The sequence below is a fragment of the Corynebacterium sp. HMSC068H04 genome, assembly GCF_001811255.1.
Taxonomy (GTDB): domain Bacteria; phylum Actinomycetota; class Actinomycetes; order Mycobacteriales; family Mycobacteriaceae; genus Corynebacterium; species Corynebacterium hesseae.
Window position 1 is genome coordinate 17,157 of record NZ_KV803998.1, and the last position, 22,512, is coordinate 39,668.

At 62.1% G+C, this 22,512-nt stretch carries 13 protein-coding genes, 1 tRNA gene and 1 pseudogene; 4 read left to right on the forward strand and 11 right to left on the reverse strand.

Annotation, left to right across the window (positions count from 1 at the left end):
• The 3 genes and pseudogenes from HMPREF2792_RS07540 to HMPREF2792_RS07550 all read right to left on the reverse strand — a co-directional run.
• Positions 1–2,541, reverse strand: a pseudogene (locus HMPREF2792_RS07540) (type I restriction-modification system subunit M); the annotation flags it as partial.
• Positions 2,542–2,709: 168 nt separating this feature from the next.
• Positions 2,710–2,786 (reverse strand) — tRNA-Met (locus HMPREF2792_RS07545).
• 157 nt (positions 2,787–2,943) lie between these two features.
• The gene (locus HMPREF2792_RS07550) at positions 2,944–5,922 is read right to left on the reverse strand and encodes a UPF0182 family protein (RefSeq protein WP_070520226.1); all 2,979 of its coding nucleotides are present in this window, start codon (positions 5,920–5,922) and stop codon (positions 2,944–2,946) included.
• 123 nt (positions 5,923–6,045) lie between these two features.
• On the opposite strand from HMPREF2792_RS07550, the gene HMPREF2792_RS07555 reads away from it, so the two are divergent.
• On the forward strand, positions 6,046–6,636 hold the full coding sequence (locus HMPREF2792_RS07555) for a PPA1309 family protein (RefSeq protein ID WP_070520224.1): 591 nt from the start codon (positions 6,046–6,048) through the stop codon (positions 6,634–6,636).
• A 36-nt stretch (positions 6,637–6,672) separates the two neighbouring features.
• Positions 6,673–7,410 (forward strand): beta-N-acetylglucosaminidase, encoded by a 738-nt coding sequence (locus tag HMPREF2792_RS07560; RefSeq protein ID WP_369816012.1) that lies wholly within the window; start codon positions 6,673–6,675, stop codon positions 7,408–7,410.
• Positions 7,411–7,430: 20 nt separating this feature from the next.
• On the opposite strand, the gene HMPREF2792_RS07565 is transcribed toward HMPREF2792_RS07560, so the two are convergent.
• A complete protein-coding gene (locus tag HMPREF2792_RS07565; protein WP_070532446.1) occupies positions 7,431–8,507 on the reverse strand; it encodes a YlbL family protein in 1,077 nt (358 codons plus the stop codon).
• A gap of 93 nt (positions 8,508–8,600) precedes the next feature.
• Here HMPREF2792_RS07565 and HMPREF2792_RS07570 point away from each other — a divergent pair, with 93 nt between their 5' ends.
• Positions 8,601–10,019: a zinc-dependent metalloprotease gene (locus HMPREF2792_RS07570; protein WP_070520214.1), complete on the forward strand. Its 1,419-nt coding sequence runs from the start codon at positions 8,601–8,603 to the stop codon at positions 10,017–10,019.
• Here HMPREF2792_RS07570 and HMPREF2792_RS07575 read toward each other — a convergent pair.
• The gene (locus HMPREF2792_RS07575; protein WP_070520212.1) at positions 10,016–10,513 is read right to left on the reverse strand and encodes a M48 metallopeptidase family protein; all 498 of its coding nucleotides are present in this window, start codon (positions 10,511–10,513) and stop codon (positions 10,016–10,018) included. The two genes, HMPREF2792_RS07570 and HMPREF2792_RS07575, sit on opposite strands and share 4 nt — an antisense overlap.
• Positions 10,514–10,586: 73 nt before the next feature.
• On the opposite strand from HMPREF2792_RS07575, the gene HMPREF2792_RS07580 reads away from it, so the two are divergent.
• On the forward strand, positions 10,587–11,417 hold the full coding sequence (locus tag HMPREF2792_RS07580) for a TOMM precursor leader peptide-binding protein (RefSeq protein ID WP_070532449.1): 831 nt from the start codon (positions 10,587–10,589) through the stop codon (positions 11,415–11,417).
• Here HMPREF2792_RS07580 and HMPREF2792_RS07585 read toward each other — a convergent pair.
• The 6 genes from HMPREF2792_RS07585 to HMPREF2792_RS07610 are packed head-to-tail and all read right to left on the reverse strand — an operon-like array spanning position 11,414 to position 22,484.
• Positions 11,414–13,465, reverse strand: a complete 2,052-nt coding sequence (locus tag HMPREF2792_RS07585; protein ID WP_198530310.1) for an ATP-dependent DNA helicase UvrD2 — start codon at positions 13,463–13,465, stop codon at positions 11,414–11,416. The genes HMPREF2792_RS07580 and HMPREF2792_RS07585 overlap by 4 nt on opposite strands.
• Positions 13,440–14,171 (reverse strand): NAD(+) diphosphatase, encoded by a 732-nt coding sequence (locus HMPREF2792_RS07590; protein WP_070532457.1) that lies wholly within the window; start codon positions 14,169–14,171, stop codon positions 13,440–13,442. Before HMPREF2792_RS07590 ends, HMPREF2792_RS07585 begins: the two co-directional genes overlap by 26 nt.
• Positions 14,171–15,283, reverse strand: coding sequence for a potassium channel family protein (locus tag HMPREF2792_RS07595; protein ID WP_070520204.1), 1,113 nt, complete (start codon positions 15,281–15,283; stop codon positions 14,171–14,173). Before HMPREF2792_RS07595 ends, HMPREF2792_RS07590 begins: the two co-directional genes overlap by 1 nt.
• A gap of 42 nt (positions 15,284–15,325) precedes the next feature.
• Complete coding sequence (locus HMPREF2792_RS07600) at positions 15,326–18,538, reverse strand: ATP-dependent helicase (protein WP_070532460.1); 3,213 nt, start codon at positions 18,536–18,538, stop codon at positions 15,326–15,328.
• A complete protein-coding gene (locus HMPREF2792_RS07605) occupies positions 18,531–21,707 on the reverse strand; it encodes an ATP-dependent helicase (protein ID WP_232748496.1) in 3,177 nt (1,058 codons plus the stop codon). The genes HMPREF2792_RS07600 and HMPREF2792_RS07605 overlap by 8 nt, the downstream gene beginning before the upstream one ends.
• 3 nt (positions 21,708–21,710) lie before the next feature.
• The gene (locus tag HMPREF2792_RS07610) at positions 21,711–22,484 is read right to left on the reverse strand and encodes a hypothetical protein (protein WP_070532463.1); all 774 of its coding nucleotides are present in this window, start codon (positions 22,482–22,484) and stop codon (positions 21,711–21,713) included.
• Positions 22,485–22,512 lie beyond the last annotated feature (28 nt).

The following is a 22,512-nucleotide window of genomic DNA, read 5'->3' on the forward strand; positions in this document are numbered from 1 at the left end:
CTATGCATCGCGACCACCGCCCAGCAGCTCCTGGAGTGCAGCCACGGCCTGCATGTCGGCGGCGTTGCCGGTAAGCCCGCTCAGTAGGCCAGCGAGTTCTTGCTCCGTCTCGCGAATCTTCACGTCGAGGTCGGTCAGCGCGACGGCGTACTTGTCGTGCAGCGCCTGGACGCGGCCGGCCAGGCCTGCAAGCACGTGACCAGGGATTTCGCGCAGGTCATCCATAAGTGAAGTAATCCACTTGGCGGTGAGCACCTCATCGACCTGCGCTTCGGTAAGCGCTTCAATGGTCGCGTAGGTGTCTTTCTCCAACTGCTCTTGCGCAGCCTTGAGGTTCTTCTTGAGCTTGTCCCGCTGGGCGATAAGTGCCTTGGCGCTGAGCATGGCAGCCTCAGTGCTGTCCTCCGGCCAGGTCTCGCCCTTGGCCAGCTTCGGCAGGTCCTTGATGGCCTTGTTCAGCTCGGTCTTCTTGAAGGCGTCCTGCTTGTCGTTAAGTATCTCGGTCAGGTCGGTCTTGTCGACTTCGCTTAAGCCCTCGACAAGCTGTGTTAGCTCAGATACAGCTGTGTCCACGTCGCGACTTAGCTGCGTTACCTGGTCCTTCTGTTGCGCCAGGTAGAAGGTCTGCACCAACTCGTTGGGAGCAACGCGCCCGTCCCATCCGATTTGGACATAGACCTTTTTCTTTTCCTTGGTCTTCCACTCCATCACGGGGTGGTTGACCCGCAGGGCATCGAAGCCTTCGGTCTGGATGACTTCTAGGTCACCGGCGGTTTTGACCCAGCTGTCATGCAGTACCTGGTAGCCCTCGTAGGCATCAACCAACGGTACAGGGTCGAGTCGGTCGAACAGGTCTGCCTTAAGCTGGTCCTCGGTGGTGGTAATGGGCACGGTGGCCGCGCCGTCCACCAGCAGCGCGTGCAGCTTCTCCGGGAGGTCGGATAGTGCAGCGTCAACCTGGTTACGCAGTGCCTGGGCTGCAGGGTGCTTGTCGATGGTCTCGCGCAGGTTGGCGGTCTTCAGCTCCGCGTAGCCTTCTACCTTCTCGGTGAACAGCGCCTCACGCAGTCCCGGTAGGGCGGTCCAGTAGTGCTCCAAGGCGGCAATCTCACTGGTGGGGATGCCGCCGTGCATGGTGGCGTACAGGTCTACAGACTCTGGCGGCAGGGTGGCGGACACGTAGCGCGGGATGTTGAGGTTGTGGTCGTTGGCACGAATCTCGTCGCGGGTCACGACCTTAGCGAAGTGTGGCACGTCAACGCGGTTGCGGACGGCATCGACGATGCGCTGGATGTCGCGGGCACGCAGGTGGTTGTACTTACCCTGCTTGATGAAGCCCTGCGAGGCGTCGATGAACAGCACGTCATCGCGGTCACGTTCTTGCTTGAGCACCATGATGATGGTCGCGATACCGGTGCCGTAGAAGATGTTGGAAGGCAGGCCGATAATGGCATCGATGTGGTTGGCCTCGATGAGATTGCGGCGGATGTCGGCCTCCGAGCTGCCACGGAACAGCACGCCGTGCGGCAGGACGATGGTGAGGATACCGTCGGGTTTGACGTGGAACAGCTCATGCAGCAAGAAGGCGTAGTCGGCCTTGGTCTTCGGAGCTAGACCAAACCGTGCGAATCGCGGGTCAGCCTCGTTGTCTTCGGGTTCCCACTTCTGGGAGTAGGGCGGGTCGGAGACTACGGCGTCCACATAGAGCGGCTGGTAGGTCTGTACCGGGTCGAACTCGTCGAACATCGGCCAGTCATGGGCCAAGCTGTCACCGTTGCGGGCGACGATGTTGTCCGCCTTCACGCCGCGCATGACCAGGTTCATGCGGGTGAGGTTGTAGGTGTTCTCGCGCAGCTCCTGGGCGAAGTACTTAATACGGTCTGGGTCCCCCATGCGCTTGGCGACGGCATGGCCGATGTTAAGCAGCAGGGAGCCAGAGCCGGAGGTCGGGTCGTAAATCTGAATCTCGTCGCGGTCCTTGAGGTGGTCAGCGACGATGTTGCTCATGATGAGCGAGACCTCATGCGGGGTGTAGAACTCGCCTGCCTTCTTGCCCGCGTTAGCCGCGAACTTCTCGATGAGGTACTCGTAGATGTATCCCAGCACGTCATAGCCCTGCTTGCCATCAGTGGGGATGTCATCGATAAGGTCCAGTAGCTTCTTGATGGCTGAGGTACGGGCAGCGTCGGTTGTGCCCAGCTTCGACAGGCTGGTGTCCAGGGTGTTAAGGATGCCCTCGAAGACGTGCTTGTGCTCCGGGGCGATGTTGCGCTTGAAGGTAGCCAGGCCGTCGCGCACGTGAGCGATGGAAAAGTCGTTACCCATGTCCCGCCACGTCGAGTACAGGTTCTCGTAAGTGAGGAAGTAGCCCAAGTTGTTACGCACCAGGGCCACGGTGTCAGTGTCGGTCTCAACGAGCGCATCGGGCAGGTCTTCCGGTTCAGCGTCGTTATTGAGCATGAACTGCTCTACTTGGTCGGACAGGAACTTATAGAAGATGAAGCCGAGAATGTAGTCCTTGTAATCCTGCGCTTCGATCTTTGAGCGTACCGACGATACCGTACAGCGAGAAGATTTTACTTTCTAAGTGCATGGCTTGGGGGGAGCGGCGAAGTCCTACGTGGTGCAGGATTCAAAGCCCCAAATGGCGATTCCAGCACAAAACAGAAAAGGCCCCTACCGGTGTTTCCACTGGTAGGGGCGGGAAGTTGGTAGCGGGGGCAGGATTCGAACCTACGACCTCTGGGTTATGAGCCCAGCGAGCTACCGAGCTGCTCCACCCCGCGTCGAGATGTACTTCCGAACATCAAGCGCTTCAGCACACTGTGGTTAATCACTGGGATTGTTACCCCGTGTGCCGGCGACTCATGTAACTATACAGACGCCATGGCGCCTACCCAAATCCCCTGGGCAGGCGCCATTTTTCTGGACTATGCGGAGCTACTACTGAGACTGCAGCGAGCGGTACTCCTCCACTGCCTTGTCCAGCTCGTCCAAGGCCTTGCCGTACTCCTCAAAGGAACCGTTCTTAGCCTTGTCCACGCCATCGAGAGCCTTGTTGATGGCGTCGATAGCCTCGCCTTCACTCGATGCCTTCGGAGCGGAGGCCGGTGCGGAAGCGTCGGAGTCCTTGGAGTCAGCCGCATCCTTCTTGTCACCGCCAGCGTTTCCGGCCTGGTCACCGTCCTTGCCGGTATCGCCTTCGATCTCCGTAATGTTCTGAGCGGCCTTCGGGTCGATTCCAACCTGGTCGAGGGCCTCACCGATGGTCGGGGCATAGCCCACACGGCCCTTGTAAGAGACCAGCACGCGCAACAGCTTCGGGAACGCGGACTCTTGGCCCTTACGTTGCGAGTAAATCGGCTCGAGGTAGAGGATCTCCCCATCCCCCACCGGCAGCGCCAAGAGGTTACCGTTCTTCAGGTCATTCGACCCCTGCCACAGCGTGCGGTCACGCGCCACCTGGTCGGAAGACATCATCGCGTCCTGTGCCTGCTTCGGGCCCTGGGTCTGGGTATTCGTCGGCAGCACACGCACGGTGATGTTGCCGTAATTGTCCGGGTCCGAGGACACCGCCATGTGTGCGGAGAGGAACTGACGGTTCAGGCCACGGTAGGAAGTGATGAGCTGGAAGCTCGGCTTCTTGGTCTCCGGATCGGCAGCCAGCACGTAGTACGGTGGCTGGTTCAGACCCTGGGATTCACCGGCGGTGGGGTCCTCCGGCACGGACCAGAAGGCATCGTTGTTGAAGAAGACGCCCGGGTCATCCACGTGGTACTTGGCCAGCAGATTGCGCTGCACCTTGAACATGTCCTCCGGGTAGCGCAGGTGCTGGCGCAGTTCGTCGGAGATCTCCGACTCTGGCTTGACGACGCCCGGGAACACACCCTCCCACGCCTTGAGCACGGGGTCTTCGGTGTCGAACTCGTAGAGATCGACGGTGCCATCGTAGGCGTCGACAGTCGCTTTGACCGAGTTGCGGATGTAGCCCACCTGGTCGTTGACCAAGCGCTGCGTCGTGCCCGTCGGGTTCTGAGTGTCCTGGGTGGTCTCCGTCAGGGAGGTGCGCTGCGAGTACGGCAAGGAATCCAGTGTGGTGTAACCGTCCACGACCCACTTGACGCGGCCGTCGATAACCGCCGGGTAGGTGGAGGAATCCGTGGTCAGCCATGGGGCGACCTTCTCCACGCGCTCGCGCGGATCGCGGTCATAGAGCAGCTTGGATTCCGAGCCAACACGGTCCGAGAGTAGGAAGTTTAGCTCCTGGTATTTCAGGGCGTAGGCGGTGCGGTCGACGATGTTTCCGATGTCTACGCCGCCCTTACCGTCGTAGGTGTAAGTGGAGGTATCGGTATCGTATTCCACCGGTTTATCGCCGGTCTTGCCCACGATGGCGTAGTCCATGCCATCCTGTGCGCTAGCGATCACAGGGCCGAAGTAGGTGCGCGGCTGGTCAACCTTGATGCCGAGGGATTCCTCAGCGTTCTTGGTCTCGCCCTCGCCTTCGGCGTCCTTGCCCGCCTGGGTCTGCAGGTCAGCAACAGTGAAGATGGGGAAACCACCGCGGGCGGAGCCGGCGTCACGAGCCACCTCATCGACGGTATTTGCCTGCGCGGCGATAAAGCCGTTGCCGTGGGTGTACACGGTGTGGCGGTTGATCCAGTTTTGCTGGTTCTCCTGCAGCTCGTTGGGGTCCAGCTCGCGCGCGGCAACCACGAAGTCACGCAGCTCGCCGTCGATTTCATAGCGATCCATGGCTAGCGTTTCTGGGAAGCCGTAGAAGTTCTTCAGCTGCTGCATCTGGGTGAACGTCGGCGCCAAAATGTCCGGGTCCAGCAGGCGCAGGTTGGAGATGGTGGAGTCATCGGAGGCGACCTTGTCATCGGAGACGTCGTCAGCACCCCAGTTCTCTTCGTAGGTCACCTTGTCATCGGTGAGGCCATAAGCAAAACGCGTGGACTCAATGTTGCGGGAGATGGACTCCGCCTCTTTTGCCTGGCGGTTCGGGTTCACGGAGAAGCGCTCCATGATGAGCGGCCAGCCCTGACCAATAACCAGGGAGGACAGCACCATGAGCACCACAGCGAGGCCCGGGATGCGCAGGTCCTTAATCACCACTGCGGAGAAAATTGCCACGGCCACGAACACGCCGATGATCATCAGAATGATCTTCGCCGGCAGGTAGGCGTTGATATCCGTGTAGGAGCCACCCGTAAACAGCGAGTGCTGGTTATACAACAACTCATAGCGGCCCAGCCAGTATCCAGCCACCTGAAGCAGCATCCAGATTCCGGCGGTCACAGCAAGTTGAGTGCGCGCCGACTTAGACAGCGAACCACGCACACCCGCGGCGCGGTTACCCAGGCGAATGCCACCGAGGATGTAGTGCCCCACCAGTGCGATAAGGAAGCACACAGCGACCAGCATGGAGAAAGCATTGACCAACATCGACCACACCGGCAGGCGGAAGGCGTAGAAGCCGAGATCGTGGTTGAACTGCGGGTCAGCCACCCCAAAGTCATGGGAGTTCAGGAAGAGCATGACGGTGCGCCAATTTGCCTGGCCCAGCAGGCCAGAGACAACGCCGACGAGGACTGGGATGACCTTGAGGAAGACCCTCATCGTGCTTTCAATGGATTTGCGATATTGATAAACCGGGGAATTGAAATCCGCCATGTCCATCGAATCGCCGCGCCCGCGCCAGACAATCAGCCCTGCTACGTAGGTGACGGCCGCCGCCACTAGTCCGAAGAAGATGAAGAGCACGATGCGCGTGATCAGGGTCTTGGTGAAGACCCCGCGGTACTCAATCGCGCCGAACCACTTCCAATCCGTGTAGAAGCCCACGAGCATGGGGCCAATGAACAAGAGGACCGCGATGATGGCGACAACCCACGAGAGAAACTTGGGCGGACGTTTCATCGGGGCGGTGGGTCGGTTGAGTCCGGAAGCCAACTCCAGCTCCAATCAAGTGTCGTGCGAATATAGAGGTATCAAGCTTCTAGTCTAGAGAAGCACTATGACCGTCAACGAACAAGGACGCTTATGAGTTCCCAACCTTCCTCCCAGCCCGCTGTACACCGCGCGCTCAACAAGGCCATGCGCGAGGCCGTGGATTTCATCCACGCCGAGGGTTGGGATGCACCTCCTACCCTTTTTGCTCTCGTCCCCACTGAGCTGGTGGCCGCACAGCTCGGTGACGTCGATGACTCCTCTCCCCTCACCCTCGTGGTGCAGGAATTGCCGGAGGGCATCGAGCCGGGCTCGGAGCACCTCGCGGACTACGTCTCGCGGCTGGCGTGGCCGCGGGAGATCGCCGGCGTCATCCTGGCACAGGAGATCATGTTCAAGGACACCGCGGACGCCGCGCTTGGCGACGCCCGCCCCGCGCGCCTCTTCTCCGGAGTCCTGCGGGCTACCGCCATGGCCGGCAGTTCCACAGCCGATTCGGAGGATATCGACGAGGACGGCGCCGAACTCACGCTTCTTCAGCTGCGCCCCACGGAGGAGGAACTGGCAGAAGCTGGCCCCTTCGCGCAGGACGATATTCAGCTGCGCGGCGGCCCGAACGTGGCACCGGGGGTCATCGCCGCCCTGCGCTACGGATTGGAGCAAGATCCGGAGGAGATGCTCTAATCGGCTCAACCTCTCATCGACTAAACTCAGTCTGCAGTGGCCATTAACGCTCAGCTCTCGGGGCTGGGCACGGAATCGATAGAGGAGTCTCTCGTGCGCTTGACATCTCGCTTCACCGCCGCAGCATCGGCCGTGCTTGCCACCGGCTGCCTGCTCACCGCATGTGGGAAGGACGATGCGCCCTCCCCCGAGCCGGCTCCTGCAAGCGAAGAAACCACTGCAGCCGCGGAGAAATCCAGCGCGCCGGCCCCGGCAACCACTGCCGAGGAATCCGAGACGCTCTCTCCTGCCGCATCCGAGACTGAGACCAGCTCGGACGCGGAGGAAGAATCCTCAACCCGCAGCTCCGCCGACCGAAAAGACAAAGACAAGGACTCCAGCGAGTCCGCTGAGCCCAGTGGCAAGTTCACCGACTCTGTGGAGCAGGCTTATGAGATCTTCGGTGGGCTCGTCCCGGAGGAGATCTTCGCTCAATTCGACCGCTGCGATCCCAACGGCGTGACGGATTCCTTCAACTGCTCCGGTTCCGAGGTGGGACAGTTCCAGTTCTTCAAGTCCAAGACCAAAGCTTCCCAGACCACTCAAGTTCTCACCGAGCTGCGCAGCTCCCGCGTCATCGAGGACAGTGGCAACCGCGTGGTGGGCTGGTCCATGCTGGGCAACACGGCCATCCTCACCGTCGTGGACAACGACGAAGGCCTCATCATGCAGCAGATGATCTCCACGGACCAGGACGATCCGGAAGAGCGCCTCAAGGAGCTTGGCTTGGTCTAGGACCGCAACTTCCTTTAGGGCTAGCCTTCGCAGGTCTCGACGGGCTTGCCCTCTGCAAAGTCGTGCATGGCTGTGATGGCGTCATCCAGCGTGTGGACCTTGGCCACCACCATGTCGCCGGTGCCACGGCTGACCGCCTCCGCGCAATTATCTGCAGGTGCGAGGAAGAGCTCGGCGCCCGCTTCCTGCGCGGCGTGTACCTTGTGGACGATGCCACCAATGGGGCCGACCTCGCCGTCCTCACCGATGGTGCCCGTGCCGGCAACAAACCGGCCGCCGGTGAGATCCTCATCGGACAACTTGTCGATCACCGCCAACGTAAACATCATTCCGGCCGACGGTCCACCGATGTCCTGTAGGTTGTAATCCACGGTGATGTCTTCGGTGGGCACTGAGGTCATGAGGATGCCCAGCAAAGCTACGTCGTCGTGCTCTGGGTGTGCGCCGAGGGTCACCGGGACTGTCTTTTCCTCGCCCTTGCGAATAATCCCCAGCTTCACCTCATCGCCGGGCTTAAGAGCGCGGATCTTCTCCTGTATCTGGCCAGGCTCCGTGACCTTGTCGCCGTTGACGGCAGTGATGATGTCGGCGTCGTCAAGCGCGCCCGCAGCGGGACTGTCGTCGAGCACCTGTGCTACCTCGATACGCACGGGCTTGTGCAGGTAGTCCATGGCTGCGACGGTGGCCGCTGACTCAGACTGGGTAAAAGCCTGTTGATTGGCTTCCTGAACTTCCTCATCCGTCTTGCCTTGCGGGATGACGCTGCCGATGGGGACGATGGTGTCATCGGTGAAAAGCCACCGCCCCAAAGCTTGAGCCAACGTCATGTTGGTGCGAACAGAGACCGTCGTCATGTTGAGATGCCCCTGCGGCTGGAACGTTTCCGGGGCCTCGACGTTGACCACCGGCTCCCCTTCCACTTCACCCAAGGTGTCCAGGGTAGGACCTGGTCCTTCGGCGGCGTACGGCACCGACAGGGTGATATCGGTGCCGGGGATGTGGTCGACGCTGAGCAGGGTTCCCGTCAACACCACCGGAATGGCTCCCCACGTCAAGGTGGACAGGCGGCGGGTTCGGGGGTTCTGCGAAGATTTCACGGAGGATCAGCCTACAGCCTCGTGATGCTTGTTCGCTCTCAGCGTTGCCGTGGTCCTAGAATCCGCACTAGGAAACCTAGTAGATTAGGCCCCATGAGCAACGGATTCGGTTTTTCCTTCCCCAATAACGACGATGACGATGATAACGATCGTCGCGACCAGAACCCGTTCGGCGCCTTCGGCTTCAGCGCGGGCAACGGTGGCCTAGGAGACTTGTTGAATCAGTTTGGCCAGATGCTCTCCGGCATGGGTTCCTCCATGAATTCCCCGGAGGGTGCCGGCCCGGTCAACTATGACCTGGCCAAGCGCATCGCGCACCAGCAGATCTCCGGCGATAAAGAGATCAATGATAAAGACCGCACTGCAGTGCAGGAAGCCGTGCGGTTGGCGGAACTGTGGCTGGATGATGCCACGATTCTGCCCACTGCCTCCGGCACCGTGACCGCGTGGAATTCTGCGCAATGGTTGGATGAGACTCTGCCGATGTGGCAGCGCATGGTCACCCCGGTGGCGGAGCACATGAACTCCGCGCAGCTGGAATCCCTGCCGGAAGAAGCCCGCGAGATGATGGGGCCGATGACCTCGATGATGAACTCGATGTCCGGCATGAACTTCGGTATGAAGCTAGGCCACGCCCTGGGTGACTTGGCCGCACAGGCTCTTACCGGTTCTGACTTCGGCTTGCCGGTCTCCCCCGCAGGCACCACCGCACTCTTGCCACACAATATTCAGGCCATCGCACGCGATCTCAATGTTCCGGGCCAAGAAGTGTTGGTCTATATCGGCGCCCGCGAGGCCGCCCGCCAGCGCCTGTTCAAGCACGTGCCGTGGTTGGTTGAGCGCCTCGTCTCCTCCGTGGAGGAATACGCCATGGGCTTGGTCATCGACACTTCTCACATCGAGGAAGCCACACGCGAGCTCAACCTAGAGTCCGGTGACCCGCAGGCCATCCAAGATGCGATGAACAAGCTGCAGGGCATGGACCTGTCCCCGCGGATCACCTCCCGCAACGCGGGCGCGGCTTCCCGCTTGGAGACTCTCCTGGCGCTCGTCGAGGGCTGGGTCGAGCACGTAGTGACCGAGGCCCTGGGTGAGCGCATCCCGTCCACGAAGGCGATGAATGAGGCGTGGGCTCACCGCCGCTCCACCGGTGGTTCTGCGGAGAAGGCCTTCTCCCAGGTCGTTGGCATTGAGCTAAACGCGCCGAAGGTAGAGGCGGCAGCTGAGCTGTGGCGCCGCGCCACCGTCGCAGTGGGCGCCGATAAGCGTGACTCCGCCTGGGACCACCCGGACCTGCTGCCTACCGCAGAGCACCTAGAGAACCCGGCTTCCTTCATCGACGGTTTGCTCGATGACACCCCCGACGAGGGCTTTGAAGAAGAGTTTTCCAAGCTGGAGGAGATGCTCCGCCAGCAGGACGCCAGCGCCAGCGATGCTGCTGGCGAGGACAAGAACACGGACGCTGGCGAGGATAAAGAAAACAAAAAGGACAAGCCGGAAGACGAGAACTAGCGGAAGCGCTGGTAGGCCTCGAGGTATCCCTTCGCGCGCTCGGCTTTGGGGGCTCGATCGGCCCACTCCCAAAACTCCGGGCCATGGCCCGGGATGAAGGTGTGTGTTAGCTCGTGGATGATGACGGCGTCGAGGACGTAGTCGGGAACATCCTGCAGCCGGTCAGAAATCCGAATATCTCCCGTTGAGGTAGTGCAACTACCCCAGCGGGATTTTTGGTTACTCACCCACCGGATGGATCCCACCGTGGCGCGGCCCTCCAGAAAGCGGGCGTTCAGGGTACGGGCGCGGGAAGACAAGGAGTCGTCGGAAAGCTGCGAAGAACTGTGCTTCTTGCGGACCTTCGCCACGATGCCATCCACTGCTTCGCGCTCCTCCGCCGCCGACATCCAGGCGGGGATACGCACCTCCACGACGCCATCAACGACGCGGGCTTGGACAGTGCGGCGGCGCCGGGCGGAGCGAATAACGCGCACCTCGGGATTGCTCGACATGACAGGGCATTCTACCTGTGGTGCAATGGTGGCTAAACACAACTGGGGTGGGTTAAAGAACGGGGAGGAAAACATGAGTGCTAAGACGTACATGTTGGCGCCAGAAACCGTGGTCATTGAACGCGAGCCTGGAATTCTCCAGTGTGGGATGGATGCCACGCGCGTCGGGGTCTTCGAAGCCCACCCGCAGCTGGCGGGGCTGCTCAACCGGCTGCGCACTCCGCTGACCCGGCAGACCATTGAAAAGTCCATCGAGAACACAGGCGTTAGCGCCTCCGCTGCTCGCAGTCTGGTCGATGATCTGATTAGCTATCGCGTTCTGTGGCCGGCTCCCCGTCCCCAGCGCGTGGCGGTTTTGGGAACCTCGGCCCTGGCCAATGAGCTGCGCGACGTCCTGCTTAGCGATTCCTTCCAACCCCGTTCCCCTCTCCACAGCGAAACCCCCGCCGAGTACATCGCGAACGTGGCCGGGCACCTGCCTATCGTAGCCGTCGATATGTTGGATGGCGCCACGGAATGGGCACAGGCACTGAGTAATTCCCCGGCGACCTGGCTGCCAGTGTCCATGCTCGATGCCCGCGGCATCATCGGACCGGTCCGCGTAGCTGGGGCAGGCCCCTGCCCGATGTGCGCGCACCTGCATCGCATCGAAGCCGACGAGCAGTGGCACGAGGTGGCTCACCGCGCCGCGGCGGTGGAGCCACCGGGTGATCCCATCGTGCGCACGGCGATAGTGATGCATGCGGTGGTGACCATTCGCCGGCTCTTGGGAAGACCCGCCCCACCCGGGGCACCCGGCGGTAAACCGCTAGCAGGTGAGCTCACGGAGATAGACCTCTACGGCATGGAGCAACGCCGCCTGCTCATTGAGCACCCGCGCTGCGCGTACTGCGCCGGTGTTTAACCGCGGGCAGACGCGATGATCTGCAGCACCTCCGCGCCATAGCGCTCCAGCTTGGAAGGGCCTACCCCGGAGATATCGAGCAGCTCCGCCTCGTTTGTGGGAAGCGCCTCCGAGATCGCTTGCAGGGTGGCGTCAGAGAACACGACATAAGCAGGTACCTGAGCGTCCTTCGCCACGGATGCACGCCACGCGCGCAGTGCGTTGAAGACATCCTCATCGCCCTCGTATTCACACCACTCGTGGCGGCCTAAGACCTTTTCCGCTGGGCTGCTGAGCTGGCCCGAGCACACCCGGCAGCGGCGCGGGCGATAGCGGCGGTTGGAGGACTGGCTTTCTTCGATTCCTGGCACCACGCCATCCAAGAAACGAGTGCGCTCACGCGAGGCCCGCGAGCCGGTGGTCTTTGCCAACGCCCACGACAGGGCTAGGTGTTCGCGGGCACGAGTAATGCCGACATAAAACAGGCGGCGCTCCTCCTCCACGTGCTCATCGCCGGCCTTGATGGCGTGGTTGATGGGTAGCAGTTTTTCGGTGAGGCCAACGAGGAAGACCGCATCCCACTCCAAGCCCTTGGCCGCGTGGATAGTGGCCAAGGTAACGCCCTCCATCGTGGGGTTGTGCTTATTTTCGGAACGGCGGTGCAGCTCACCGAGCACGCCGGGAAGATCGATGCCCTCGTGGTCCTCCACGATTTGTGCGATAAGATCCACCAGTGCGGTGAGCGACTGCCAGCGCTCACGGGCCTGCGCGCCCTGCGGCTCCGTGGCGGACAGTCCCAGCTCCACGAAGGCCGCGCGCGCCACGGCCACCGGATCGTTCGGCAGATCATCGCGGCGCGTGGCGGCGATGAGCACGCGGATGGCCTCCAAGATCTCTGGGCGGCGGAAGAAGCCTTCGCCGCCGCGGACCTGGTAGACCACTCCGGCGTCGGCAAGCGCCTGCTCAAACTGCTCCGACTGCGCGTTGATGCGGTAGAGGATCGCAATCTCCGAGGCCTTAACTCCCTGGTTGAGCAAGGTCAGAACCTGGCCCGCGACCTCCTTGGCCTCAATCTCCTCAGACTCATAGGCCTTAAACGTGGGCTCGGGCCCTGGCTCGCGCATACCCTGCAGCTCCAGACGGGTTCCCGCAGCGCGGCCCGAAGCCTTCGAGATAACTTCGTTGGCCAAGTCCGTCACCTGCGGGGTGGAGCGGTAGTCTCGCTGCAGCTTCACCACGGTGGCCTGCGGGTAAGTGCGGGAAAAATTCAGCAAGTACTCCGGGGAAGCCCCGTTGAAGGAGTAAATGGTCTGGTTAGCATCGCCCACAACCGTCAGGTCATCGCGCTCCCCCAACCACGCCTCCAATACTCGCTGCTGCAGCGGCGTGACGTCCTGGTACTCATCCACCACGAAGGTGCGGTACTGCTCACGGAATACCTCAGCCACCGAAGGAACGTTCTCGATGGCACCGGCGATGTGCATGAGCAAATCATCGAAATCGAGGTACATGAGATCCGGGGTGGCCTTCATGTCCTCATAGCGGCGGAAGACCTCCGCCACCTTGGCTGGGTCCCCCGGTGCCTCGCGGTCCGTGGATTCGATGATTCCGGGATAGCCCTCGGGGCTGATCAGCGAGGACTTTGCCCACTCGATTTCCCCCAGGAAGTCACGGATGGTGTCCTTGTTGTTGTCCAATCCGAGTGAGCGCACCGCGCGCCCCACGAGGCTGAACTTGTTGTCGATGAGCTGCCAAGGCAGATCCCCCGCAACCTGCGGCCAAAAGTACTTCAGCTGACGGCGCGCCGCGGCGTGAAAGGTTTGGGCCTGCACTCCCCCGACGCCCATGTGATTGAGACGCTCACGCATTTCGCTTGCGGCACGAGTAGTAAACGTGACGGCCAGAACGCGTTGCGGGTTGACGAAGCCCTGGTCCACCATGTGGGCAATGCGATAGGTAATCGTGCGCGTTTTGCCCGTACCGGCACCCGCGAGGATGCAGACCGGACCGCGCGGCGCCGTGGCTGCGGCCCGCTGGTCTTCATCAAGCAGGGACAGATCCGGTCTCATCACCGTGGAACCACTCCATAATCATCGTGTGTGCAATTGAGCCCTTGCGGGCAATGGTCAGTTCTGGCAGTTCAGCGCGGGACACCCACCGCACTTCCGCGAGCTCTCCGTCAGTATCGCACACGGGCCGGACATCCTCCGTGACCGCGGAAAAGCCCACCATCAGCGAACCGCTCGGTGGCCAGGGTTGCGAGCCCCAGTAGGTAACTGATTCAACGCGGCGACCGGTTTCTTCCAAAGCCTCGCGGACCATGGCTTCTTCGAGGGTCTCGCCGGGATCGACATAACCGGCAATGAGTGAAAAGAACCCTGAACGGTGCCGGTTGCGAGCCAGAAGAATACGGTCTGTTTCCGGGTGGTGGATGATGCCGATGACTGCCGGATCGAGGCGCGGGAAAACGAGGCGCTCGCCGTCGTGGCCCACGGCCCCCGGGGCAGGATAGAACAGCTCACGCCCAGTGCGCGGATCAAAGCGCGCTTCACGACGGTTACGAATCAGGTGCAGCGCTTTGAGGATATCGCGCTGCCCGTTGAAAAAGGTGGCATCGCGCAACGTCCCGAGCCGCTCGGCGGACTCAGTGTCCACGAGGAAAGCGTGAATAGCCCCGGCTGTCACCACGATATCCCCGGCCGGCTCAGCCAGGTAAACAGGTTGCCCTTGCGGCGTTACCGGAACGCGGCCGGCTTCGGTGACGGGCAGGAACATTAGTTGCCTTCGTCCTCATCTTCATCGGTATCTTCCGCGGCTTGCTGCATCTCGTGCTTGATGTAGAGCAGGCGGTCACCGGGCTTGAGCGCGTAGGCATCTGCCGTGTCGACGCGGTGCAGCTCGTTGTTGCGCAGGACGGCCAGGACAATGTCCGCGAGGTGGCGCGGGTTAGAGCCCACCTCGAATTCGCGTACAGCGCGCTCGGCCACGGAGAAGCCCTCATTCGGAGAGAGGAGGTCCTCCATCATCTCCACCACCGTCGGCGTCACGGTGGCAAGGCCCAGGAGGCGGCCGGCCGTTTCCGCGGAGGTGACCACCGAGTCGGCACCGGACTGCAGGAGAAGGTGGCGGTTTTCGGATTCGCGCACAGACGCGACAACCTTGGCCTTCGGGTTGAGCTCGCGCACAGACAACGTGCACAGCACCGCGGTATCGTCCGTGGACGGCGTCACCACCACGGAAGAGGCGTGCTGCGCGCCGGCGATGCGCAGGACATCCTGTTTGGTTCCGGAGCCATAGATGGTGACAAGGCCATGGTGCTCGGCGCTGGCTAGGGCCGCACGGTTATTGTCTACGACCACGATTTGGGAGGCTGGGACGTCATCGGCGATAAGCGCGGCGACCGCACCGGCGCCCTTGGTGCCATAGCCGATGACGACGGTGTGGTTACGCAATTGCTTTCTCCAATTCTGGATTTCAAACGTGCGACGGGCTCGATCCGTCAGAACCGACAAGGTAGCACCGACCAACAAAACAAGGAAGAGCAGGCGGGCCGGAGTAACAATAACGAGGTTGATAAAGCGCGCCGTGGGGGTCACAGGGACGATATCGCCGTAGCCCACAGTGGTCAACGACACCGCTGAATAATAGGCGGCATCGAGGAAGGACAGGTCTTCGCTGTAGCCATCGCCGTCGAAAAAGACGACGATGGTGACGAAGACCAACAGCCCCATGGCCCAAATAACGCGGCTTGCCAGCTGTTTCCACGGGCTGGTGCTCTGCGTGCGCGGAATCGTGATGACGTCGATCAGCGCATGATCTGGCTGCGAGGTCAGCTCAACCTGCGACAAGAAACGCGATGTAAAGCGTTTACCTAAGTGCTTGGGCACGAAGTGCCAACCTCCCTAGACAGTGCGGATTTCCTCGTGAGACTACCTTAGACTCAACCCCGGTGGCGTGGAAACTGCGGAGCTTAAAAGCTCAGCCAACCGTGCTCCGGTGGGCAAGTCATCTGGCTCCAAGAGATAGTTTTCATGCACATAGAAGAACGCCGCGCGGACGGTCTCCACGCCGTGGATGCGCCGCCATGCTTCTGCGTAGACAGCCAGCTGAATCTGCGCCGAGGCCAATGCGGCGCCCTGCGGACGGCGGCCGGTCTTCCAGTCCACGATGAGCCAGGAGCCATCCGGCTGTTGAAATACCGCGTCCATGCGGCCGCGGACAACCGAGTCCCCAATGGTGATCTCGAAGGGGGCCTCGACATAAGCGGGAGTGCGCTGTGCCCACTCGGAGGCCAGGAAAGACTCCTTGAGGGATTCCAAGTCATGGTCCGGTTCGTCGTGCGAGCCTGGCAGCTCGTCCTCCCCCAGCAAGGCTGGGGAACCGAAACGATCCTCCAGCCAGGCGTGGAAAGCTGTGCCGCGCTTGGCATAGGAATTGGGCTTGAAGGGAATGGGGCGACGCTGGCGGCGCGCGAATTGGGTGGGATCCGCCGACATAGCCACCATGTCGGAGGCCGTCAGCTCGCCAGGCAGTTCAACATCGACCACGGGGGCCTGCAGGGCCTTGTGTTCTTCGATGAGCGCACTCGCCTCCTGCTCCCAGAGCCCGAAGACTTCGCCATCACGCAGCGCCGGTAAATCCTCCATCGCCGTGCGCACCGCGTCTGCTGCTTTCAGCGCTTCCGCTTGCGGGGTCAGCGAGGGGAAAGACGCCTCGTTAATCGCGCCTTCTACTTCTTCTTCCGGAACCTCGGGGACCTCCCAATGGACCACCAGATCTGGGTGCTTATCCGCCAGCAACTGCAGGTAGGAATAAGGTCCCTTCTTGTTCTTGCCCTTCATCCTGTTGGTGCCGGAGCCCGTCACCGTCAACGTGGACTCGGTGCGGGTCATGGCCACGTAGAAAAGACGCGCTGCTTCCTCTGCTTGGAACTCGCGGTTTTGCTCCTTGAATGCTGTGCACGCCTTATCGAAGTCGGTGCGTGTCACCGCATCCTCGGGGACATCAATGACGTCCTCATCGCCTGGGGCTTTCTCGATCTTGGTCAGGAAGGTTTCCGCCTGCGCCTTGTAGCTCGAGGAATCCGCATGTGCCACGCAGACGTGCTCCCATTCCAAGCCCTTGGCCTTGTGCACCGTCATAATCTGCACGCGGTTGCGCACGAGCGGGACCTCTCCCAGCTCGAGTCCATCTTCCTTCTCCTTGGCCAGCTCAAGGTAGTCCAAGAGGCCCGCCAGGCCATCCCCGTGGAAGCCCGCGACGAAGTCAGCGAAAGCGTCGAGGTGCGTAGTCCCACCAGCCTTGCCGGAGGCGAGGACTTCGGTGCGCAGGCCGAAGAGTAGCTCAATGTCGGCGATGATGTCATTCAATGACTTCCCCAGGGAATAGGTGCGCAAGTAACGCAGCTTGGAGGAGACCTCCTCCATGCGTTCCAATCCTTCGGCGCTGTAGCGATCGCGTTCGCCGAGGTCTGCGAGGGCGTCGGCAAGCCCCAGCACCTGGTCCGGGCCCTCCGCAGTGATCTCTTCGACCTGGATAGCCAGGTGCTCCAAAGGATCACCGCCCTCCCACCGAGTGCGGCCCTCGGTGGCGCCTGCGAGGTTGCGCTGACGCGAATGCAGCGCCTGGATATCGGCGATGCCCAAGCCGCACATCGGACCGGTCAGCACACGCAGTGCCGCCGCGCTGTCCTGTGGACGCACCAAGAGCGTAGCCACTGCCACGAGGTCTTGGATCTCTGGCTGCCAGAGCAGGCCGCCCAGGCCGAAGATCTCATTGGGCACGCCAGCCTCATCCAAGGCGGCGGCGATCAAAGGCGATTGCCTATTGGTGCGCACGAGCACGGCGGCGCTGAAATCCTCGCCTTCCGGCGTGGACTCATAGAGCTGACGAAGGTGATCAGCGATGAAGGCGCGCTCCTCGTCCTCAGATGCGAAGTAACCCAGCTCAACCGTGCCAGCCGGTGCCGTGGGCTTGGGCGACAGCTCATCCACGGGGCGCTCGCCGGGGCTTGAGGAGAAGAGCTCCGAAGCCACGTCATTGGCCAGCCCCAGCACCGTCGACGGGTTGCGCCAAGAGGTGGTGAGCTGATCCTTCGGCGCCGGGGTGCCATCCGGCTGCGGAAAGTCCGTGACAAAAGCCTCCAGGTTTTCGGCCGTCGCGCCACGCCAGCCATAGATGGACTGCATGGGGTCACCGACCGCAGTAACGGATAGTCCCTCTCGCTCGCCGCCAAAGAGGGAGCGCAATAGGATGCGCTGCGCGTGGGAGGTGTCCTGGTACTCATCCAACATGATGACGCGGTAGCGCGCGCTTTGTTGCTCACCCAAAAGCGGGAACTTTTTGGCCAGGGTGGCGGCGATGGACATCTGCTCACCGAAGGTGATCACTCCGCGCTCCGCTTGCTCTTTCTTGAGAGCTTCCACCAAGGGCAGGTACTCCAAGCGCAGGCGCTGGATATCCAAGTACTTCTGCAAGTCTTTGCCGAACTCACCTTTAGTCCGGTTGCTCTTTTCTAGATCCTCAGCGGTCTTTCGGAAGATGTCCTCGTGCTCATAGAGATCCTGCGGATCTTTGAGCTCCCCGTCCATCGTTTCCGCGAGCTTGAGCAAGGTCGCGGTCACCGTGGCCACCGCGTTATCGGTGCTCAGCGAGCCCGTGTAGTTGCTGACCACCTCATGAGCGATGGCGTAGCGTTCCGCCTCCGTGATGATGCGGGCATTCGGCTCCACCGGCATGAGCAAGCCATACTCGCGGACGAGATCGCCTGCATAGGAGTCATACGTGGACACGTTGGGGGCGATATTCTCCACGGCCTCAGCCGCCGGGCTGCCCGAGGCAAGGATTCCAGAAGAACGCAGCGTCAACAGCTGGCGGCGGATGCGCTGCTCCAGTTGCTGGGCCGCCTTGCGGGTAAAGGTGAGGCCGAGGACCTGCTCGGGCCTCACCAGACCATTCGCCACGAGCGAGACCACGCGTGAGGCCATCGTTTCCGTCTTACCGGCGCCAGCGCCGGCCACGACGAGTTTCGGACCGAGCGGGCCATCGATAACAGCGGCCTGTTCCGGGGTGGGAGGAAAAGGCTTGCCCAGCGCGGCAGCAAGCTCCTCAGGGCTGAAGTGTTGAGCCGGATTCTTAGGCATTGGTCACCAGACCTCCTTCATTCATCACGGGGCAAATAGAGCGGATTGGGCAGCGATCACAATCGGCATTTTCGCGCGCGGTCAGATCCGGTCCGCGCAGCTCAGCCACGAGTGCGGGCAGCATTTGTGCAAATTCTGCAAGCTCTTCCGGAGGCTTGGTGGCTTGTTCCCGGGTGGACACGGAGGCAGCGCTCGACCGCGGGTACACCAGAACACCACCGCCGCGCGGCAGGCCATCACCGGTCCGGATGGACACGTCATGAGATTCGCTACCTGGTTCTGCTTCAGCCCCGACGAGCTGGCCGTGTGCTAGCGCCAACTGATACGTCATGAGCTGAGTATTGTCCTGGGCACTGCTGGCCGACGGGACTGTTGTCCCCGTCTTGAGATCCACCACGACATAGTCCTCGCCGGCTTTTGCCAGCCGGTCGATGAACCCACGGATGGTGACATCGGGGCCAATATCCACGGTGACGGGGACCTCGACGCCCACGGGCTCGAGTGAGACTGAGCTCGAGAGCACCCAGCCATGGGTGCGGTCGATGAGGCGTTCAAAGTCCGCACGTTCAGCTTCCCGGTGCCACGCGGGGCCTTCGAGGAGCGAGTCGAAGGCATCCAGCACCAGCTGCTTTGCAGGCTCAGCGGCCGCGCCGCGGCCTAAAGCCTCCAAGAAGGCATGCGCCAGGTTGCCCCGCACGAGGTTGATGTTCGAGGAATCATCCTCCGCCAGCTGCCCCAACACGGCGTTGAGCGGGCACGTGAGCAGGGCATCGACCCGGGACGGCGATACTGTGCTCGACCCACGCAGCGGAAGTTCGGAGGCCACGCCGCGCGCGGCCCACCAGTGATCCGGATGCGCCCCTGGAACCCCGGCCTTTGCCAAACGTGCCAACTGCCGTACCGCTTGGGAGCGCTCCGCCTCTCCTGTTTCCGGATCGGTAGCGCGGCGGCGCAGCTGCGCCACGAAGGAGGGCACTGACAACACCGAGACATCGAGGGGATCCACTTCCTCATCCCCACGTGAACCGCTATGCAGTGTGACCGGGCTCGGATCCGGAACCTCAAGGCCCAACTCGCGCGGCCAAGCCTGGCGCGCCAAGCGCTTGCCGGCCTCCCGGCGCGCTTGTGCCCCGGGAACATCGACTCCGCGTGCAGAAAGGAATTCGTCGATGAAGCGGGAGGGCTCCTCCACCACATCGCCCTCCGGCGAATCCACCGCCACGATGAGCAGGCGGCTCAAGTGGCGGGTGGTAGCCACGTGGAAGAGGCGGCGCTCCTCCGCTAAGCGCCCGGACACGTGACTCACCGGTGTGCCGGGCGTGATGTCGCGGTCGATGAGATCGATGAGGTCTTCTTGCCCAAAGAGGGAGCCGGTCTCCCCCACCGAGGGCCATGTGCCCTCTTGAACGCCCGCCACAATGACGGTGTCCCACTCGCGCCCCACCGCGCCGTGCGCAGTGAGGATCTCTACAGCATCGGGCAAGGCAGCGCGGCGATCGCGCACGCCGGTAGGCAGCTCCTGCTCCGTGATGTGCAGGATGAAGGACTCCAACGATGCCGCCGGACGGCGCTCGGCGTAATCACCGGCAGCGTCGAACAGCGCCATCATCGCATCCAGGTCGCGGTCTGCCTGCGAGCCCGCGGCACCACCGCGCAGAGCCGCTGCCTGCAGGCGCGTGTCCAAACCGGTGGCCTGCCACACCTCCCAGAGGACTTCCTCAACGGCAGCTCCCGCGCGCAGGGCCGCACGCCCAGCAGACAGCACACCGCGAATGCGCGCCAGAATCGCTTCCTCGCGCTCCGTGAGGAGGTTGTTAAAGTCCGGCAATTCACCGTCCAGCAACTCACGCAGCGATTCCATTCCGCGCTGCTCCGGCTTCCAACGGCGCAGGCCGCGGATGAGTCGGCGCAATGTTACCGGGTCAGCTCCACCGACAGGCCCGGTAATTAGCTCCTCGAGCTCTGCAGGATCGAGTTCGTTCTCCAAGGCGCGCAACGCCAGGAGCACTGCTTTGACCAAGCGCTGCTCCGCAAGCACGACGTCTGTGGGATTGATATGTACCGGCACACCAGCGCTAAGCAGTGTGCGACGGGCGGGACCAATATCCCCGGTGGAGCGCACTATCACCGCGATATCGCGCCATTGCACCCCGTCTTCGAGGTGGCGGCGGCGAACCGTATTAGCCAAAACATCGCGCAAAGTACCGCGGGAATCCACAACGCTGACGCACGCCGGGGAAGGCGTGCGGTGCGTAGAGTTCAGACGCAGCTCGTTCTCTGCTTCCCAAGTGGTGAGGAATTCCGAGTTGGCACCGCGGAAGGCAAAGACCGCTTGGTCGGGGTCACCACCAATCACTGTGAGTCGAGCGGTCTTCGCCAGCTCAGCAATCAATTGCCCTGAGGTCGGGTCCAGCAGCTGGGCATCATCAACCACGATGGTGTGCCATGGATGCTCACGCAGCAGCTCCGGGCGCAGAAGAACCTGGCTAACCAGCTCCGCAGCGGAGTAGGAATGCGAACCCGCCAGCGCCTGGGTGCGCTCATATTCGCGCAGGAACTCGCCCGCGGCTGCCCACATGGGCCGGGAGTAGCGCTGTCCCAGCTCTTCCAAATCTGAAGGCCCCAGGCCGCGTTCGATGGAGCGCAGCAACAGGTCACGCAGTTGGCGCGCAAACCCCACGTACTCAAGGGCTGGGCGCATCTCCTCCGGCCACGCGCCCCTGCCATCGGCAGCATGCCCCTGGAGCAATTCACGGATCACCGCATCCTGCTCAGCACCGGTAATGAGGCGCAGCTCTTCCTCGCTGCCTTGGCGCAGGAGCGCAAAAGCCAGCGAGTGTACCGAGCGCACCATCGAGGTCTGTGCGGCGTAGTCATCGAGGTTTTCAGCTAACTCGCGGCGCAGCAACGAGCCGGATTCCTTGGACGGGGCAACGACAAGGATGCCGGAGGCATCGGCGCCGGCGTTCAGTTGTGCCAAGACAACGTCGATAAGCAGGCTCGATACTCCCGATCCCGCCGCTCCCAGGACTCGCCACGTGCCCTGTTGCGGCAATGGCACGTCCCACGTGCGCGTGGCGGCACGACGTCTTCGGGGAATAAGGCGGACATCCGGCGAGGGGGGAAGCGTGACGCCGGTACGTGTGGGGGATTCGCTGCTGTACTTCACGCCCTACAGTCTGTCAGATGTTGCGGACACGAGGGCCGCTTCTACCCTTTCGATGTTCGAACGCACGGTCGCCTTTGACCGCGGGTGCAGGATATTGACGTAACGGCGGTATGCCACAGCACGCAAGAGCAACTGCTGTATACCGGGCACTGACGCAAAGCGAGCACAAATCTCATCGTCCACCGCCCCCGCAATGAGGCCATCCACCATGACCACCGCGGCGGACCAGCCCACCGGGCGCGGGGCCGCGGAAGGCACAATATCAGTCAGCGCCGGCGGGTTAGCCCCGGAGAACACCGTGGTCCCCAGGACATCCACGTGCGCGGTGACCAGCGGAAGCCCTGCAAGCTCAGTATCGGAATAGGCCTCACCGCTCTCCTCCCAGGCAGCCCTCTCCGCCCGCGCAAAAACATCTTCGCGCCTATCCATCGTGGGCAGCGGCGCCAGATCTAGGGCCTCATCGAGCCGCAGCGCCAACTGGGCAGTCTCATCAATGCGCCCGCGCAACTGCCCCTCCACGAACTGCGTGGCCTTCCACCCGGCAGCTGTGTAGCGCCCATCCGCCGTCAGCACCGGACGGGCAATGCGCGCTCCCGGCAGGCTTAGCTTCTCACGCACCTTGGCGGACCAGCTGGTCCACGCGCGAGCTTCGGCAAAGACAATATCCCCGACGCGAATCCCGTTATCCCAGGCAGGCCCCACGAGCTCTCCCTGCGTTCTGCGGGGATGGAACTCAGCGTTAAAGGCTGCAAGAACGGGCTCAGGAGGCAGTGGCATTGGGGAAACAGTCCTTTTTAGCTTTGGG

Excerpts from the sequence above, each read along its gene's own strand:
- HMPREF2792_RS07575 (WP_070520212.1), bottom strand. The coding sequence starts at position 10,513 with ATGTCGAGCAATCCCGAGGTGCGCGTTATTCGCTCCGCCCGGCGCCGC.
- HMPREF2792_RS07600 (WP_070532460.1), bottom strand. The coding sequence starts at position 18,538 with ATGCCTAAGAATCCGGCTCAACACTTCAGCCCTGAGGAGCTTGCTGCC.
- HMPREF2792_RS07550 (WP_070520226.1), bottom strand. The coding sequence starts at position 5,922 with ATGAAACGTCCGCCCAAGTTTCTCTCGTGGGTTGTCGCCATCATCGCG.
- HMPREF2792_RS07580 (WP_070532449.1), top strand. The coding sequence starts at position 10,587 with ATGAGTGCTAAGACGTACATGTTGGCGCCAGAAACCGTGGTCATTGAA.
- HMPREF2792_RS07590 (WP_070532457.1), bottom strand. The coding sequence starts at position 14,171 with ATGTTCCTGCCCGTCACCGAAGCCGGCCGCGTTCCGGTAACGCCGCAA.
- HMPREF2792_RS07570 (WP_070520214.1), top strand. The coding sequence starts at position 8,601 with ATGAGCAACGGATTCGGTTTTTCCTTCCCCAATAACGACGATGACGAT.
- HMPREF2792_RS07585 (WP_198530310.1), bottom strand. The coding sequence starts at position 13,465 with ATGAGACCGGATCTGTCCCTGCTTGATGAAGACCAGCGGGCCGCAGCC.
- HMPREF2792_RS07610 (WP_070532463.1), bottom strand. The coding sequence starts at position 22,484 with ATGCCACTGCCTCCTGAGCCCGTTCTTGCAGCCTTTAACGCTGAGTTC.
- HMPREF2792_RS07555 (WP_070520224.1), top strand. The coding sequence starts at position 6,046 with ATGAGTTCCCAACCTTCCTCCCAGCCCGCTGTACACCGCGCGCTCAAC.